At 39.3% G+C, this 16844-nt stretch carries 15 protein-coding genes; 7 read left to right on the top strand and 8 right to left on the bottom strand.

The window, feature by feature from the left end:
- Window positions 1-80: 80 nt before the first annotated feature.
- Window positions 81-650: a restriction endonuclease subunit S domain-containing protein gene (locus tag BF9343_RS08560; RefSeq protein ID WP_050757547.1), complete on the top strand. Its 570-nt coding sequence runs from the start codon at window positions 81-83 to the stop codon at window positions 648-650.
- Here BF9343_RS08560 and BF9343_RS21605 read toward each other — a convergent pair.
- From BF9343_RS21605 to BF9343_RS08535, 5 genes are read right to left on the bottom strand one after another with little or no spacing between them, the layout of a single operon-like run.
- On the bottom strand, window positions 643-1749 hold the full coding sequence (locus BF9343_RS21605; RefSeq protein ID WP_050757546.1) for a restriction endonuclease subunit S: 1107 nt from the start codon (window positions 1747-1749) through the stop codon (window positions 643-645). The genes BF9343_RS08560 and BF9343_RS21605 overlap by 8 nt on opposite strands.
- A gap of 44 nt (window positions 1750-1793) precedes the next feature.
- Complete coding sequence (locus BF9343_RS08550; RefSeq protein WP_010992702.1) at window positions 1794-3335, bottom strand: type I restriction-modification system subunit M; 1542 nt, start codon at window positions 3333-3335, stop codon at window positions 1794-1796.
- A gap of 12 nt (window positions 3336-3347) precedes the next feature.
- Entirely contained in the window at window positions 3348-5003 is a 1656-nt protein-coding gene (locus BF9343_RS08545; RefSeq protein ID WP_010992701.1) for a DUF262 domain-containing protein, read from the bottom strand.
- Window positions 5004-5007: 4 nt separating this feature from the next.
- Window positions 5008-7773, bottom strand: coding sequence for a type I restriction endonuclease subunit R (locus BF9343_RS08540; protein WP_010992700.1), 2766 nt, complete (start codon window positions 7771-7773; stop codon window positions 5008-5010).
- Entirely contained in the window at window positions 7770-7979 is a 210-nt protein-coding gene (locus tag BF9343_RS08535) for a helix-turn-helix transcriptional regulator (RefSeq protein ID WP_041926205.1), read from the bottom strand. The genes BF9343_RS08540 and BF9343_RS08535 overlap by 4 nt, the downstream gene beginning before the upstream one ends.
- Window positions 7980-8439: 460 nt before the next feature.
- On the opposite strand from BF9343_RS08535, the gene BF9343_RS23635 reads away from it, so the two are divergent.
- Entirely contained in the window at window positions 8440-8661 is a 222-nt protein-coding gene (locus tag BF9343_RS23635; RefSeq protein ID WP_133123826.1) for a hypothetical protein, read from the top strand.
- Between the two features lie 136 nt (window positions 8662-8797).
- On the opposite strand, the gene BF9343_RS08530 is transcribed toward BF9343_RS23635, so the two are convergent.
- The 3 genes from BF9343_RS08530 to BF9343_RS08520 all read right to left on the bottom strand — a co-directional run bounded on the left by BF9343_RS08530 (window position 8798) and on the right by BF9343_RS08520 (window position 10744).
- A complete protein-coding gene (locus BF9343_RS08530; protein ID WP_010992699.1) occupies window positions 8798-9175 on the bottom strand; it encodes a hypothetical protein in 378 nt (125 codons plus the stop codon).
- 22 nt (window positions 9176-9197) lie between these two features.
- Window positions 9198-10430, bottom strand: a complete 1233-nt coding sequence (locus BF9343_RS08525; protein WP_010992698.1) for a site-specific integrase — start codon at window positions 10428-10430, stop codon at window positions 9198-9200.
- 68 nt (window positions 10431-10498) lie between these two features.
- On the bottom strand, window positions 10499-10744 hold the full coding sequence (locus BF9343_RS08520) for a hypothetical protein (protein ID WP_010992697.1): 246 nt from the start codon (window positions 10742-10744) through the stop codon (window positions 10499-10501).
- A gap of 313 nt (window positions 10745-11057) precedes the next feature.
- Here BF9343_RS08520 and BF9343_RS22435 point away from each other — a divergent pair, with 313 nt between their 5' ends.
- The 5 genes from BF9343_RS22435 to BF9343_RS08495 all read left to right on the top strand — a co-directional run bounded on the left by BF9343_RS22435 (window position 11058) and on the right by BF9343_RS08495 (window position 16675).
- On the top strand, window positions 11058-11237 hold the full coding sequence (locus BF9343_RS22435) for an AAA family ATPase (protein WP_224223169.1): 180 nt from the start codon (window positions 11058-11060) through the stop codon (window positions 11235-11237).
- Window positions 11238-11821: 584 nt separating this feature from the next.
- The gene (locus tag BF9343_RS08510) at window positions 11822-12691 is read left to right on the top strand and encodes a helix-turn-helix transcriptional regulator (RefSeq protein ID WP_005786708.1); all 870 of its coding nucleotides are present in this window, start codon (window positions 11822-11824) and stop codon (window positions 12689-12691) included.
- Between the two features lie 65 nt (window positions 12692-12756).
- A complete protein-coding gene (locus BF9343_RS08505; RefSeq protein ID WP_032593852.1) occupies window positions 12757-13362 on the top strand; it encodes a DUF3575 domain-containing protein in 606 nt (201 codons plus the stop codon).
- 11 nt (window positions 13363-13373) lie between these two features.
- A complete protein-coding gene (locus BF9343_RS08500; RefSeq protein WP_010992693.1) occupies window positions 13374-15503 on the top strand; it encodes a tetratricopeptide repeat protein in 2130 nt (709 codons plus the stop codon).
- 5 nt (window positions 15504-15508) lie between these two features.
- Window positions 15509-16675, top strand: a complete 1167-nt coding sequence (locus BF9343_RS08495) for a hypothetical protein (RefSeq protein ID WP_010992692.1) — start codon at window positions 15509-15511, stop codon at window positions 16673-16675.
- Window positions 16676-16844 lie beyond the last annotated feature (169 nt).

Raw genomic sequence — 16844 nt, 5'->3', positions numbered from 1 at the left:
AAATTTAATCTCTAATTAAAGGGCTTTCTGATACTCTTTTAGAGAATCCTCTGTGGCAAAAGACTTATCTGCGCTCATTTATGCAATTCTACTCGACTAATTCATTGTCATGGGGGCAGCTAAGCTATGAAGAAGGTGAAATTAGAAATCTCCACTATGGCTTAATACATAGTTTCCAAACAAGTGAAATTGATACTGATTCTTTACCAAGGATTCTGCCAGCCAACGTTCCCAAACAATACACATTATGTCAGGCTGGTGATGTGGCTTTTGCTGATGCCTCAGAAGATACGGATGAGATTGGTAAAGCCGTAGAATTTATTAGAACACACAAAGCAAGTGTAATATGTGGCTTACATACTATTCATGGAAGAGATATAAAGTGCAAAACCCTTCTTGGTTTCAAGAGGGTTGCATTCAATTCTCATTATTTCCATGACCAAATCAAGCGATTGGCTCAAGGAACAAAAGTGTTCTCTATAACTTCAAGTAATCTGTCATCGTGCTATATCTATATTCCTGATATAGTCATGCAAAAGTCCATTGTAGTTTTATTTGAAGCTTACGAAGAACAACTTATAACGAACAAAAGGTTACTAGAACAATACGAAAAACAGAAAAGGTATTTACTTCAGCAGATGTTCATATAAACATTTGTTGGAGTATAAACGCCTTTTGAGTTTGGTGATTATTTAATACAGATTCCTCTAAAGCCAATTTATCATATATTGAATCTAATAAGCGGCATATGCTGTTTTGTATTGCTAATGATGGTAATGAAATATGAATTTTTTCTATCGATACCTTGGATAAACTTGGGACACCTGAAGCTTCATTATACTTGAGCCAATCAATGGTCTTAAATAAATAATAACCGAATCTTGGTAATAATGAATTGAAATTGGAGGTATAAAAAAGCGTATCTATAGTCCAAAATTTTCCAGTTAAAAAGATTGGCTTATTAATTGTACCCTTGCGCCCAATACACACACTTTCACCGTCATATAAATAGTCATTTACAGAAAGCATATAGCCACCTGTACCATAAACTGGAATATTTCCTTCTTTAAGGTGCTTATAGTCCTTACCTGGATTGATCGTTAGTACTTGTCCGATAGTAGTTGGTTGCCAATTGCTATTTGGAATCAGAAGTTGGTTTGTAAGCCCTTTAATTAGAGATTCTAAATGAGCTATTATTTTGTTTTGGGTTGCGATACGCTCATCTATTAGCTTCAAGAACTTTCCTATCTTAACTCTTTCTGCACTATTGGGTGGGTATGCTATTTTTGAGGTTTCAATTAACCCCCAGTCGGCTCTTGGCATTTTAGAGCCACTTGATTGGTTCGCAAGACTAATAAAATATGGGGTTTGAATAAAACTATACAAAAAGGCAGGTTCAATTTTATTGCTTCTCATTACCCATATTTCAGACGAACAAACTCCTTCAAAATAAGGCAAATAGAATTTTCTAAGATATGGTCTTAGCTTACCAAATAATACAGTTCCTGGAGAGAACTTATTTTTAATGCTTTTTTGTTCTGCGGAGTTAAAGGTCTCCAACAATTCGCCCGTCCCTTGACTAATACTCTCTAATTCCACGCATATAAATTCTGTCCTATTGGAATGAGGGTTATATTTCTCCGATTTAACAGATATAACATTACCAATAATATCTTTTTTCCACTCACCCGAGAACTCTGGAAATCGCAAAGTTGGGAAATTGCAATTATTATTTTTGTTGTTCTTCATCTCGATTGTCATATTTCGTTCTGTAACAGCATTGAGGATTTACACTAAAACACTAACCCTAACTCCTTCAAATAAACATCTATTTGTCTATCCAATTCGCTTCTTTTGGCTTCGAGCATTTTTATCTCTTTCATTACAGCCTTAATATCAATCTCTTCTTCCTCCTCAAAAGTGTCTACATAGCGAGGAATATTCAGATTGAAATCATTTTCAGCAATCTCTTCGATAGTCGCCTTGTGAGAATACTTCTCTATCTCAGCACGGTTCTTATAGGTGTTAACTATTTTCTCAATATGTTCGGGCGAAAGTTTGTTTTGAGTTTTAATCTTCTCAAACCCCTTTGAAGCATCAATAAAAAGCACATCATCTCCCTCTTTGCGACACTTTTTCAACACCAAAATACAGGTGGGTATAGACGTGCCATAAAATAGGTTGGCTGGAAGTCCGATAATTGCATCAATATAATTCTTTGCTTCAATCAGATACCTGCGGATTTTACCCTCTGAAGCTCCACGAAACAAAACCCCGTGAGGAGCAACGCAAGCCATCGTACCTCCATCGTGCAAGTGATGAATCATATGCAGAATAAAGGCATAGTCGGCTTTACTTTTAGGTGCTAACGCTCCTGCACGACTAAAACGATCATCAGTATTGAATTTACTATCCGCACTCCATTGTGCTGAGAATGGTGGATTTGCAACAATTGCATCAAAAACTTCGTTTTCAAATTGATCATCTTCTAATGTATCTCCGCTTCGTATGTCGAATTTGTCATAACGCTTGTTATGAAGTAGCATATTCATTCGGGCAAGGTTATAGGTAGTCGGATTCTTCTCTTGTCCATAGATGAACTCGGCAAAACCCTCCTTTGCAACACTTAAAAGGAGTGACCCTGAGCCGCATGTAGGATCATAAACATTGCGAACTCGTTCTTTGTCGGCTGTTACAATCTGCGCTAAAACTTTTGACACTTGTTGTGGAGTATAAAATTCACCAGCCTTCTGTCCTGCTCCGGCTGCAAATTCACCAATCATATACTCGTACGCGTCTCCGAGAATATCTATTTCTGTATCCTTAAGACAAAAATCTATCTCATCAAGAGCCAATAGTAAATTGCTTATTAACTTATTCTTGTCGTCTGCAGTTTTCCCCAACTTTACAGAAGTTAAATCTACATCATCAAACAAATTTTGGAAATCATCTTCCGAGTCTGCACTCAAAGTACTATCTTCAATATGTTTGAACGATTGTCCCAAAGCTTCAAGGATAAATTTTCCATCCTTTGCATCTGTCGCAAGTGTAGAAAACAGATATTCAGGCTCCAAAAAGTAGCCAATATCTTCAATGGCGACATTACGCAACTCTTGTTTTATATCCTCGTTACCATCAGCCCAAACTGTTCTAAAATCGGTGTTGTCGTTTTGAAGTTGGTCGTTGATAAACATCTCAATCCGTTCGGAAAGATATTTATAAAATATCAAGCCCAGTCCAAAATTCATAAAATCGCTGGCATTCATATTGCCACGCATTTCGCACGCCATCTTCCATAGCTGTGCTTTCAATATTCTTTGTTGTTCTTCGCTCATAAGTCTTTTGTTCTAATTTTCAGTTTCTTCTTCTGATGGATTTGAAACTTGATTCATCTTATCCCCATCTTGCACAATAATTCGTTTTTTTAATTCCTTGCAGATTGCGTTTATTCGAGATCTAAAAAAACGATCGTAATCATTCTCTAATACACCAAAAGTTTCTATGTCAAGAATCAAATGAGTTTTCATAGTCTCATCAATATCATCATTTTGCTTGATGAATTTTTTCATATATACAGAAGGTGCTTTAGCTCCTATCTCTCGTTTATTTAAGAAATCATCGACTATCGTAATATTTGCAATATGGTTGATAAGGAAAAAATCTACTTTTTGTTTTTCCAAATATGCCTTAGGAAAGAAGTGGTGGTAATTCTTACTGTTTGCTTGTTTAAGCCAATAGTTACTTATATTAATCAATGAACCATCATTAAATGATTTTGGCTGATGATATGCGTATATACACAAAATGGCTTTGATATAACTTCTTCCCGTGCTGAAATACCCATTATTTTCTATTGATTCTTTGGAGATATCTACAGTCCAGTCATATTTGGGCAATTCGTCCTGCAATATTAAATCTATCCTTTTTATATCCTGAGATAATTTTGTTTCTACGGAGGAAGAAAACCTTCCAGACAGAGAACACCTCCAAAAATAATCTTGAAGATATTTTTGTTTTAATCCTATTGGTTTATCCACATTCTTGTAAAAGAAATAAGCAAATGGTACTATGAGAGCATTGTATGGTAGTAATTGACTAACAGGGATTCTATAGTAATTTATAAAATATTCAACAGCAGATTCAATAGCACTTACACCATTATTCCAACAATTTATGAAATCTGCTTTATTTAATTTCAATATTTCCTTACGCGTGCATTCTTTGGTTAAAAATGTAGATATACATTGAAGAACTGTTGTATCGGATATTGTTTCATAATTCAACGGACGAAGTCTATCTATAAGTTCGTTGTATTTTTCAGATAAATCAAAATTGCTTTCGTAGTCAAATGTTTTAGCCACCATTATTTCAAACAAAGTTAAATCTTTACCCCCTACATTAATTCTGGTAAAAACCTCTGTTGCTATATCAAGAGGAGCTTCTTTCAAATAAATAATCGAAAATAAATAACTTTCTATTCGTTTCTTGTACTCTTCGAGTTTAGTCAGATATTCAGGTGGGAAACTTGCTAAAAATGTAAGTCCTCCGTATAATAGTTCGGTTATTTTGATATAAGATCCTTTCGTCTTATTTTCAATATCTGTAATTGCAATTTGCTCATCTTCCTTTGCATTAAGGTCAATAAACATATTGGAATAGTCATCAATCCGCCCTCTTTCTCTTGTAATTACTATACCCTTTAGGCTTGCGAAAAGACTGGTTAGTCTTTGTTGCCCATCTAAAACAAAGTTTACAAAATCTCCATTATTAGGTTCTGGTAAAGATATATTACCTACATCCCTAACACTGCGCAATCGTTCCTTTGTCTTCCAAAAAATGAAAGTTCCAATAGGATAGCCTTTAATAATACTATCCATCAAATTCGCAGATTTTTGCATATCCCACACAAATTCTCGTTGAAACTGAGGGATTTTAATTTGGCCTTTTTCAATATCGCTAATTAAGCCTGAAAAAGTAGATGATTGCGGCTCCGGTAATTTCATATTTTTAATTCCAGCTAAACAGTTTAATAATATCTTTCATTTTGTCGATTAGACTCTTTTTTTTGGATTGAGCATCCATAAATGATAATTTAAGCGGATCAATGGCTCGTTTGATAATTTCGTTTTTAGGTTTCCCTAAATACTCATATTCAGAAATATATTCGTGCAATAGGGTACTATCAATCCCCTCCTCTGTGGCAACTTGCTCTATGGCAATAGCCTTTTGAGTGGCAATGTATTTATCCAAATCGCTCTCCATATCAGCAGGTAAATCATTGCTTTGCCGTCCGTCAATATGCAACTTGATAAAGTTGTCGATTAGGGCAATCTTAGAACGCAGTTCAGGGTTGGAGTCCATTGTGTCAAGAACCGCTTTCCTGTCTTTTGGATATGATGAAGACTCCGGCTTGAGGTCTTGAAGCAGAGCAAGAATATACATCACATTGATAATATCTCGGTGCACTAATTCTAACTCAAAATCTATATCTTGCAGAATACTTTCGGCATCTTCCTTTTCCGAGGTAATAGCAAACTCATTGGACATATCAAGGTATTTGCTTTGATAGTCCGCAAATCGTTGTTCTTCAATTGTAAGATCTTCTGCATCAAATTCATTATATCCCTTCACCTCATTTCTTAGTCTTAGCATTGCTCTGAAGAGAATGACAAAGCGGCGTTTGTCTAACTCTGATTCTAAGTTGCCAACGCTTTTTACCGTAGGGAAATAGGATAAAAATTCGGCTGCCATCTCATTGAATCGCTCAACAAGTTTTTCGTAAGGTTTCATTAAGACTACCTCTGACGATTTGTTATTGGAGTAAAGTTTTATTGCATCGTCCGTCTGTTGTTTAAGGTCTCTGAAACAAGTGATTTTACCAAATTTTTTCTTCTCATTCAGCACGCGATTTGTTCGTGAAAATGCTTGTAATAGACCGTGATAGTTGAGGTTTTTGTCGACGTAAAGTGTATTGAGTTTCTTAGCATCGAACCCCGTAAGAAACATATCGGAGACTATCAAGAGGTCGATTTGACGGTTTTTCATTCGCTTATTGATATCATCGTAGTATAGCCCGAAATGGTCTGTGTCAAATTCCGTCCCAAATGTCTCGTTGTAATCTTTGATATAGCTCTCTAAAATATCTCGGGTGTTTTGAACAGAAACAAATCCTTGCCCTAAACCTGTAAATTCGTCCTCTGATTCTTCATTTTGAGTATATGTGAAGATCGTAGCAATCTTTAAGTCGTGGTTGCGACTCTTAAACATATCGTAATATTTAATGAGCATTTTAACTCCACCAACTGCCAACATCGCATTGAAATCTCTTTCGTATGTCGAAGAGTTATAGTTGGAAAGTATAAAATCGGTTATTGAGGCTATCCTTTCATCCTTCAATAGTACTTCTGCTGTATCAATAGATTTAACCTGTTTGTCGTTTTCACTTTTTCGTTTCCATTTGCCATGATACTCCACCAAGAATCCGAGTACGTTTTCATCTGCAATAGCATCTTTGATTAGATATTCGTGAAGTCTTTCACCAAAAATATCTTTTGTTGTGCAACCATTGTTGGCATTGTCCGCAAAAATGGGGGTTCCTGTAAATCCAAAGTAGCGGATTTTGCTAAAAAAGCCTGTTATATTAGAATGCATTTCTCCGAACTGGCTGCGGTGACACTCATCAAATATCATTACAATATTTTTATCTTTTACCCCTTGTAAGCCTTTACTGTATCTATCTTTCTGAACTGCGTTATTCAGTTTTTGAATTGTAGTAATCATCAGTTTTTTCTTGCCCTGCAATGCCTTCACCAACTCTTTTGTATTGTCGGTACTATCCACTGCTCCCGGAGCAAAAGCATCATACTCTTTCTTGGTTTGGGTATCCAAATCGTGCCTGTCAACAACAAATAGCACTTTATCAATATCACTCATTTCGGCTATTAGTTGAGCCGCTTTAAAGGATGTAAGCGTCTTACCACTGCCTGTAGTGTGCCAAATATATCCGTTCTTGACAGAGTTAGCAACCTTGTCAAGCAAAGCCTCAACTGCATAAAATTGATACGGTCTGAGAATCATCAGGCACTTGTCTGATTGGTGCAACACAACATATTTGGCAAGCATTTTCCCCAGTGTACATTGTTCAAAAAACATCGCAGCAAAGAGATCTAATCTGTCAATATGGTTGTTTTTGAAATCTGCCCAAGGGAATGTAAACTTATATCCTTGATTTGGATTATTGGCGAAGTAGCGAGTGTTTACACCGTTTGAGATGACAAATATCTGAATATAGTTAAATAGTCCCTTGAATGCTGTTTTGTGGTAGCGTTGAACTTGGCTGTATGCCTGTTTAAGTTCTACACCACGTTTTTTCAGCTCCACTTGTACCAGCGGTAGTCCATTAACCAAAATCGTAACATCATACCTACATTTACGTCTACCCTCATCGGTAATCTGATTGGAAACCTGAAATTCATTCTTACACCACTCTTGTGTGTTTAGGAACTCAATCCACTTTACCGACTCATCATCACGAGTGAGTGGGAAGCGATTACGAAGTTTTTCTGCTTTTACGAATATTGAGCCACTGTCCAAATGAATCATTATTCGATTAAACTCATCATCGGTAAGCTCGATATTGTTATGTATATTAAGTTGATTACGAAAATTGACAATCAGAGCATTTTCATCTGCTATTTCAATCTTCTGATAATTCATAGAGACTAGTGTTTTTATCAAACCTTGCTCTAATGCTTGTTCTGACTGTATTGTCATACTTTCAATTTACTTTTATTTAATAATTCTCGCACATCTACATTTAGCAGAATAGCTATTTCATCTAACGTCTCTATAGAAGGTTGAATCTTATTAGAACACCATTTCGATACTGTCGAAGGATCTTTATCAAGCTGTTCGGCAAGCCACTTCCCTGTTTTTTCTTTCTCGACGAGAATTACTTTTAATCTATTTAATTTCCTCATAATCCAATCTATTAATTGGTATATGAAGCAAAGGTATTGAAAATACCAATAGCTTGTATCTATTTCTTAAATAATTATGCCACAGTTATATTCTATCGCTTTACATATATCACTATTTTAGTTCTGAGTAAGCTGAATTTACCTCGTTAAGCCTGCGACAGCATAGTGGTATTCCGACTTCGGAGGAATACCCAGCTCCCTGCAAGGGCAAGGCGCGGCGAGTTACTCGCTGCCTTCTGAGTTACTCAGAAGACACCTTGCTGAGTTCCAATGAACTCAAAATCCTCCGAATGTCGGGTTTAAAAATCAGCTTTATTTTCGGTGTACTTAGTTTGCTCAGTCAGTGAACTGTGTATGCTGATTGTATTATGCAGATTTAGAGGCAAGGAAGTTGAAGTTGCATTAACCCCATAAAAAAAGCAAGCACTCCGATGCGGCGGATGTGCTTGCTTTTAGAATTATGCGTCATTGTCGGGTTGGTCGTTTGCGTTGCAGGGGCTTTTCTCTGTGCAGGGAGAGGGAACAGGCAAGTTTTACGGCTGAAATACAACCCGAAGCGCAGCAAAGGCGTGGAGATTTCAGTCGTAACCCGTCAGGGCTTGAACTTGAATGTTCACTCGCACAGAACAACCTTTGCCCCTTCAACGAGAATGAGTACCCCGATAATAAATCAACCAATTAATAAATTGGTTTGTTGATATATCACTATTTTGATTAACCTGTTTGTAAATTGTCTTTCCTCGCAACAGACTGATTTATCAATAAACAAGTTTGTTGGTATATCTATTGACTGACTTATTTATCATTCATTTAGTAAATCAGTTAATCAATCCACCATGTCCAATCCGAATAAATACACTCGGTGTACTCTGTGTGTTTACTGCGTAGAGTTTACCGAGTATATATTCTCTGAATAACTTAGCATTCGGTGAGTTTATTCGAAAAGCGAGAGCCATTATCATATCCAGCCCAAAATAGGCAGGCAGAATGAGGTTGCCGTAAACGACTACGCCATGCTGCAAATCATCTTTAACTACACTTGATTTTAGAATTGCCCGTATATTGGATTTGATGATGGGCAATATTACCCCGAATAACTCAGTTATCTCAAAATCCTGCATCCAAACCGTTTCAGTCGGATTACTCGGTAGAGTGACTGAACCGTCCTCACTGATAGTTATCTTTTCTCTTTTCATCGGTAATGATTTTAATAGTTGATTAAATTGCCTGACAGATAAATGATTCCATCTGCTCAATCTGTTTCGACAGCTTCTCCATATCCCGGCTGACTTTCTCCGCCGTAATCTTCGCGTAGATTTGCGTTGTGCGGATGCTGCGGTGTCCGAGCATTTTAGAGAGTGTTTCGATGGGGACATCGTTCGACAGGCACACGGTCGTGGCATACGAATGTCGGCTTTGATGCCACGTAACGTTTTTGTCTATACCACAGTGCTTTGCGATTACTTTAATGCCGTTTTTGCAGTTGGGATAGCAGGGAACAGGTAACAACTTACCGTCTTTCGCCATACCCTCGTATTTCTCAATAATATGTCTGGCAACTTCCAACAGACGGATGTTGCTTTCCGTGCCCGTTTTCTGGCGTTTGGTTTTAATCCATAAATGACCGTCAAAGGATATTTCTAAATTCTCTTTCATGAGGTTCGCCATATCCGTCCAACTCAATCCGGTGAATGTGCAGAAAATGAACAGGTCACGGATGAGTTCGTAGCTTTTCTTTTTGAACGTACCATTGATGAGCAGTGTGATTTCCTCTTTGGTCAGAAAGCCCCGCTTCGTTTCTTCTTTCGTGATGCTGTACCCATAAAACGGATCACGCTGTAGCCAGCCGTTATTGATAGCCATGTAGATAATTCTTCGTAATGGCATCATGTACGACCAAACCGTATTCGTGCAATGGTCTTTCTCCGTTCTGAGAAACAGTTCAAAGTCGGTAATAAAAGCGGGAGTAAGTTCTTTGAGGGCTATATCACTGACCTTGTAGCGTTGCTTGATGAACTCGGACAAGTGGTTATACACGGTACAGTATTTCCAATAGCTACGCTCGCTCTTGATTTTACCTACCTGTTTGGCGTAATCCTCGTTGTGTTGTGCAAATACAGCAAGCAGGGTTTCGTGTTTCATTCCCATGCCTAAAAAAGCATTACGTACTTTCTCGGCGGTTACATAGTTGTCACGGTCGCATATTTCTTGATAGGTTTTGTTGATACCGACACGGATTTTGTCAAGTATCCAGTTACCTTCCTGTGCAACGGTACTCCGACCGGACAGTCTGCCTAGTTCGACGTTCCACGATTTTTCCTCTACATCCAGTTTGCAACTGAATTGGGATACTTTGCCGTTCACGGTCACACGGCACATAACTGGCACAAGCCCGTTCTTCTTTGGGGCATTGCGCTTGAGATAAAATAAGACTTTGAATGTTGATCTCATACTCTACATTTTTTGATTGCAAAATTATTACCTGTAGAGTTGTTTCTTGATACGCAAAATACTGCCAATCAGTGCAAAAGAATCGGATTTACTTCTTTTTTCATGCTATCGCTGCCATTTTCCGAAAATTCGGTTACATTGTAGGCGAATAGCGTCGAATCCATGTAAATCAACTCTTTGAAAACCATCTTGAAATCATCTGCCAGCCAAAACAAAGTAACGGGATAGTAATGTAACTTTGTCCTCACTTGGCTTTTTGTTGGTTTCGGATGGCTTGCTGCTTTTTCCTTTTTATTACCTAAATCGCTATTCATCAGTCTTATTACTGCGTTCCGCTCTTAGTCTCAATTTTATTTCCTATCTTTGCAGGCAGATATAGTGAAACAGATCCTAGGAATCCAATAAATAAGGCATATTTTGAGGTAATAACAGTTACCTTTGCTGAACTGGATGATCAAGCGCATGATAACCTGACGGTTAAGGCCCCAATATTGAAGCATAATTTGATACAGGCGATGGGGACTCTCGGACGTTATCTGTCTCAAGGAACGGGTACGACAGATAGTGTTTTCAATCGCCATTCTATTTTTAATTCGGTAGTACAAGACACTTTGGAAGGGAAAATATATGATAACAAATCTATTACTGCATAATTTTAAATCGCATAAGAAGACGGATTTGAGATTTTCAAATCTTACTGTATTGACCGGCATTAATAGTGCCGGAAAATCAAGTGTAATTCAGAGTCTACTATTGCTTAGGCAAAGTCATCAAAAAGAATACATCCACAGTTATTATACTTCATAATTTCTTTGATAGCAAAGGATACATTTTGATTTGTGGAAACAAAAAATTATTTCTTTTGAGGAATATACGAAGCATTTATATCGAAATTCTAAAATAAATTTCGATTTGATTGATAGAAAATAAGTGAACAGGACGAATCATTGTTTGCAGATGCTTTTAGAATTTTTGCTGAATTGTCGTGGGCTGATATTTATAATTCTGAAGGATTAGACTATAAGGAATATACTAATAAACAGAAAGATTCATTCGCCATCTTTCGGTCTAAAAAGATATTTAAGTTCAGGATTACTCAGAAATATCGATGTTTTGGAGAAGTTGTAAATGGAGTATTTCATGTCTTGATGTTTGATTTAACACATAAGTTAAGTGATTGATCATCCGATAAAGCAGGTATATGGTGAGCCTTGATGACACGTATGACGAACTCAGTACATTTTTAATTAATATTCACCCTCCCCCCTTCTATTTTCATTCTTTTTTGTATTTATTATAGGATAAAAAAGCCGTTTCGAAAGTCTGTCCATCAGAGTATACTCGCCTGCATGGGCTGGTTATAAACATTGATTACTGAAACCTAAAAAAACATGAATTCAAAATACCTGTCTTTGCCAAAAACAAAAAAGTACATCCAAAAGAAATATCTACAGTTCAAAGAAATAAGAAATCCGAAGCGACAAACAATTTATTTCGTCTATTACGGTACAGTGGGCTGCTTTAGTATCGGAATCATCGCCGACCTTTGTGTCTACCTGATCAGAAAAGACCTGTTACTGGCTTTATGTAACATATTATCCCTGGGGTTATTCTTACTGTTCACTTACCTGCTGATTCGGAAAAAGAAACAGATAACTTTCTTGTTGAAATGCACCTTTTATACCATACAAAGCAATATCCTAATATCAATGTACTGCCGTATCTACCTCCCACCGGAAGAGACCGGCTTCTTTTTGTCGCAAGATCTGATGATCGGTATGGTTACTTGTGGTCTGGCTTCCATCTCTGTGAGTCGACACACCGTAATGATATTATCTTTCGCCCCGATTCTTTTGTATATGTTCATCGGGGTCTATACATCATCCGAACTTTATTTGATGAGTCTGCCCAGCCTGGCAGTGGCATATATCTTTCCTCCCATCATGTTGGCAAGATTACAGGAAATACTACGAACCATGCAACGACAAAAGGCAAGAATGACATCCGAGCTAAAACTATGGGCTGCTTTCAATGCTTTGCACCTGCAACCGAGTAGCAAAGAAATACAACTTTGCTGCTTGATACTGGAAAACAAAACGACCGAAGAAATAGCAGCACTCCAATACATAGCCACTTCAACCGTGAGAAGCAACCGGAGCCGGCTCCGGCAGAAATTACAACTGAACCAGGAAACCGATCTGCAAACCTTTTTATCAGAACTGATAAAAAAAGATTTTGATTATTTGGAAAGTCCCGATTAAAACCTCTATATTTGTCGGTGACAAGAATAAACGACAGCACGCTTTAGACAGAAGTGAGCGCGTTTATGAATACATTTAATTTAAAACTAGATTTCCCCAACTTGTTGTGGGAGATAGCCGGACATAATTTCCCGTCTCTATTCGGGAAACGGGCTATATTCTTTATTTTCATAGCAATATCTTTTCAAGTATCCGCCCAACGCATGGCCATCAAGACTAATACGCTGGAATGGTTGGCGGCATCCCCCAATCTGGGAGTGGAATTCCCATTAAACGATTGGATGACAGCTGAAATTTCGGCATCGGCTAATCCCTGGAAGATTACAGATAAACTTTTCTACCGCCATGGACGCGTACAAGCTGAAGCTAAATATTGGCTTCGGAACCTGCTGGCACGCCATTACATCGGTATCACAGGATTCTATTCCATGTTCGATGTGGGAATAAACCGCAGGGCATATTATGGAGATGCCGCGGCCGCGGGTGTCACGTATGGATACAACTGGATTCTGTCACGTCGCTGGAACCTTGAGGTATCGGGCGGTGTGGGTGTGGCACGCTACAGGTTGGTGCGCTACCAACCGGGAAGCACTCATGGTGAACCGAATGAATCGGGATGGGCCCCCATACCGGTTAAACTAAGTGTATCTTTTATTTATATAGCCAAATAAATATAACCCTAATGAATATCAAAAGATTTTTGCTATTGGGGATAGTGGCCCTATACGCCATTATTCCGGCATGGGGACAAGCCCAGAAAGTAGAAATACGCGGAAGCGTAATCGATGACGAGGGAGAGCCTGCCATCTCTATCGTAATCAGAGATCAGAATGAAAAGGGAGATGTATACGGCATCACAGACCTAGACGGAAAGTTCAAGATCATGGCAGATCCCAATACGACCCTGCATTTCTCGGGATTTGCCTACGCATCAAAAACAGTAAAACTAAAAGGAAAGACAACGATAAACGTAGTGATCTCGTACGAAGCATCGATGATTGACGAAGTGGTGATCACCGCCAAAAAAGTGGTGGACAAACTGCTACCGGAACCAACCGACATCGAAATCGTCGGAAATCAATACATCATCCACCCTAAAGTAAAAATTCCCAAAGAAATGTATAAGCCGAATACACGTATCGTAGTGCAACCGATGTTGGTGAATATTACCCGTAAAACACAGAGCCTGTTCCGCCCGGCAGTGGTGACCGGAAAGGAGTATGCCATCACATTGGAACGAATGATGGAATTCGACCTGAGCAGAGACCCGTTAGCAGCTTTTCAGGAGAAAACGCAAAAGATTGATAAGAATGAAGTGATTGCCTACGTAGACTCCCTCTATATGGATAACCCGGACGATGAATGCCGGTGTGACATCTACATGTATCTGGTAGAATATAAAAAACTGGCATACAAAGATACGGTAGTGATAGCCAAAGGTACGGTAAATCCGATGCGTTTCTTTACGTACCAAGCAGATGGCATGAAAATCAGAGATGAAAAATACATCCCTAAACCTCAAAAACAACAAAGAGGCGACAGAGGAGAAGTGAAGCTGAACTTCCTGATCAACTCGGCAACGATAGACGAAAAAGATCCGAACAACCAAAGAGAATTGGAGAAAATGCGCTTGCGCCTGCAGGAAATAGAAACCGATCCGAACTCGGAATTCCTGTCGTTTTCGGTCAAAGGGGTATCTTCGCCTGAAGGTCCGTATCAATCGAATCTGAAACTGGCACAAAAACGCACGGACAGTACGCTGAAACGTATCTTTGGTTTTCTGAACGGAGGTACTATAAACGCAATAAAAGACAGTACATATACAGAAGGAGTGGTGGCCTCATGGGAAGAGGTAGCAGAATTGATGGAACGCGACTCACTGCCTACAGACAAGTTACGGGAAATCATCAATTGCTATCCGGACAACATGGCCTCACAGTACAGCCGGATCCTACGACTACCGGAATATCGGAATGTCATTCTAACGACTTACTTACCACGGCTGCGCCGGGTGGAATATAGTTTCAACTATTCGGTGATGAGATTGCTGAACGATGAAGAAATACGCATAATGTATAAACAGGACTATAAAAAATTGGTATCCTATGAATTTTGGCGGATATACCTGAATGCCGATAATGACTCTACACGCGAAGTGATCTGCCGACAGGCACTGGAACAATATCCTAAATTTATGATTATGGCCAACGAATTGGCTGCGTTGCTGATAGAACAAAAGAAAGCAGACAGCAAATTGCTGGAACCGTTTGTCAGCAGATCGGCTCCCACAGAACTACTCTGTAATCAGGTAATCGCCTTAATGGACGAAAGAGCTTATAACCGGGCGGACTCGATTATAGACTTTCTGCCGGACAACGACATGACACAAGACGTAAGAGCCATCGTTGGAGCTTACAACGGGCATTTTGAGGATGCTTATGAACGGTTCGGAACGCAAGGCGGCATAAATGAAGTGGTATTATTAATGGCCATGAAGCAAAATGAAGAAGCATGGGAAAAGGCACAAGAACTACCGGATGAACCACTCAGCTATTATCTAAGGGCGGCATGTGCCAACAGGTTGGACAAAGTGAGCGAAGCATACGCTTTCATTAAACGGGCCCTGAACGAAGATCCGTCACTGAAAGAGATTGCGCAGATAGACGGAGACGTAACCGACCTACTGCAACAGTTGGAAGATGAAAAGAAAGAACTGAAGGAAAAAGCGGAGAAAACAAAAGAAAAAAACGAAACGGAAGACACCGAAACGGAAGAGAGCGGCTTGAATGAAGAAAAAACGATAAAGCAATGAAGAATATGGAAAAGAGCTATAAAAGAATCCTGCTGCTAGGAATCGGTTTCATCTTATGCGGAACTCTGGCAGCACAAGAGCAAAAGCAAGATTCAACAGAAGGAAAAAACAATATAAAGGCCTCAGAATATTTGATGCCCAAACGAAAGGGAGCAGAAAAGTTCCATTCGAAGAGAGGATCGGAACATCTGTTTTTCTCTGTCGGATCGGGTATCGGTTATCTGTTTAACGTAGGAGGCGGACAAACCGCCCACGGGCCACGGGCATCATTCATGGCAGGTAATTGGCTGACCCCCGTCATAGGACTACGGGCCGGAGGGGAATATACACAATGGAAACAGGGAAATACGAATATGCATCTGGCAGGAGCCAATGTAGACTATTTGATCAATATCAGTGCATTTGCCGCCAGATACAACCCGAAGCGAGTATTCGAAGTGATCGGCGCTCTCGGACTCAGTTATCAGGCCACTATCGTAAAAGACCAAAAAACAATCCATTCATACGGATTGAGGGCAGGACTACAAGGGAAACTGAATGTATCGTCTGCTTTTAACCTGTTTATCGAGCCACAACTGGCACTTTATCCGGACCGGGTGGACAACCAGTCATCGTGGAAAAGATATAACCTGGCAGGATCACTAATGGCAGGTATTACTTACAAACCGGCAGGATACGCTACCCTGACTTTCCTTAAAGGAGGTTTTGCCTCGCTGGCAGCCGGTACCGGAAACACCGGAAATGTATTGTTCGACACGGAATTCGCTTTAGGTAAATGGTTCGACAAATTTAACGGGATGCGGATCAGTGCCGGTAGTAGTACCGCCTTTTTGGATAATGAAGACAGCGGTAGCAACCGCGATTTTAATATCAGCCTCAACATTGACTATCTGTGCAGCCTCACAAGGCTTTTTTCCGATCGGGACAGCCACGTGTTCAACCTGATCGTGGCAGGCGGCATCGGGAGCTATTTTCCCGGAGCGGAATCATCGTCTTCAATTATCTTGAACGGACGCATCGGACTACAGGGAGAAATCAGGCTATCGGCACATAGCGGACTCTGGCTGGAACCCCGGATCAATATATTCAAAGACAGAAGTTATCGGGCAGACCTTCAGGAACCCATACGGGGAACAGTAGGGTTAATGGTGGGAACGACGTATAAATTTTAGAATAAGATTCACCCCCACATACTTTATGCCCTCTGTTATGGAAAAATCAATATAAACATACATTGATGCAAGTGTTATAATGGCTGTTGTACAGCTTTTATTTTGTTTTGTTTGTGTTTAATAGTGCGCAACGAACTTACTGTGAAGTAAATGCGCTCTTACTTTTCCA

Source organism: Bacteroides fragilis NCTC 9343 (assembly GCF_000025985.1).
GTDB lineage: Bacteria > Bacteroidota > Bacteroidia > Bacteroidales > Bacteroidaceae > Bacteroides > Bacteroides fragilis.
This window is presented reverse-complemented; position numbering and strand designations above follow the sequence as displayed.

Excerpts from the sequence above, each read along its gene's own strand:
- BF9343_RS08560 (WP_050757547.1), top strand. The coding sequence starts at position 81 with ATGCAATTCTACTCGACTAATTCATTGTCATGGGGGCAGCTAAGCTAT.
- BF9343_RS21605 (WP_050757546.1), bottom strand. The coding sequence starts at position 1,749 with ATGAAGAACAACAAAAATAATAATTGCAATTTCCCAACTTTGCGATTT.
- BF9343_RS08550 (WP_010992702.1), bottom strand. The coding sequence starts at position 3,335 with ATGAGCGAAGAACAACAAAGAATATTGAAAGCACAGCTATGGAAGATG.
- BF9343_RS08545 (WP_010992701.1), bottom strand. The coding sequence starts at position 5,003 with ATGAAATTACCGGAGCCGCAATCATCTACTTTTTCAGGCTTAATTAGC.
- BF9343_RS08540 (WP_010992700.1), bottom strand. The coding sequence starts at position 7,773 with ATGACAATACAGTCAGAACAAGCATTAGAGCAAGGTTTGATAAAAACA.
- BF9343_RS08535 (WP_041926205.1), bottom strand. The coding sequence starts at position 7,979 with ATGAGGAAATTAAATAGATTAAAAGTAATTCTCGTCGAGAAAGAAAAA.
- BF9343_RS23635 (WP_133123826.1), top strand. The coding sequence starts at position 8,440 with ATGCGTCATTGTCGGGTTGGTCGTTTGCGTTGCAGGGGCTTTTCTCTG.
- BF9343_RS08530 (WP_010992699.1), bottom strand. The coding sequence starts at position 9,175 with ATGAAAAGAGAAAAGATAACTATCAGTGAGGACGGTTCAGTCACTCTA.
- BF9343_RS08525 (WP_010992698.1), bottom strand. The coding sequence starts at position 10,430 with ATGAGATCAACATTCAAAGTCTTATTTTATCTCAAGCGCAATGCCCCA.
- BF9343_RS08520 (WP_010992697.1), bottom strand. The coding sequence starts at position 10,744 with ATGAATAGCGATTTAGGTAATAAAAAGGAAAAAGCAGCAAGCCATCCG.
- BF9343_RS22435 (WP_224223169.1), top strand. The coding sequence starts at position 11,058 with ATGATAACAAATCTATTACTGCATAATTTTAAATCGCATAAGAAGACG.
- BF9343_RS08510 (WP_005786708.1), top strand. The coding sequence starts at position 11,822 with ATGAATTCAAAATACCTGTCTTTGCCAAAAACAAAAAAGTACATCCAA.
- BF9343_RS08505 (WP_032593852.1), top strand. The coding sequence starts at position 12,757 with ATGAATACATTTAATTTAAAACTAGATTTCCCCAACTTGTTGTGGGAG.
- BF9343_RS08500 (WP_010992693.1), top strand. The coding sequence starts at position 13,374 with ATGAATATCAAAAGATTTTTGCTATTGGGGATAGTGGCCCTATACGCC.
- BF9343_RS08495 (WP_010992692.1), top strand. The coding sequence starts at position 15,509 with ATGGAAAAGAGCTATAAAAGAATCCTGCTGCTAGGAATCGGTTTCATC.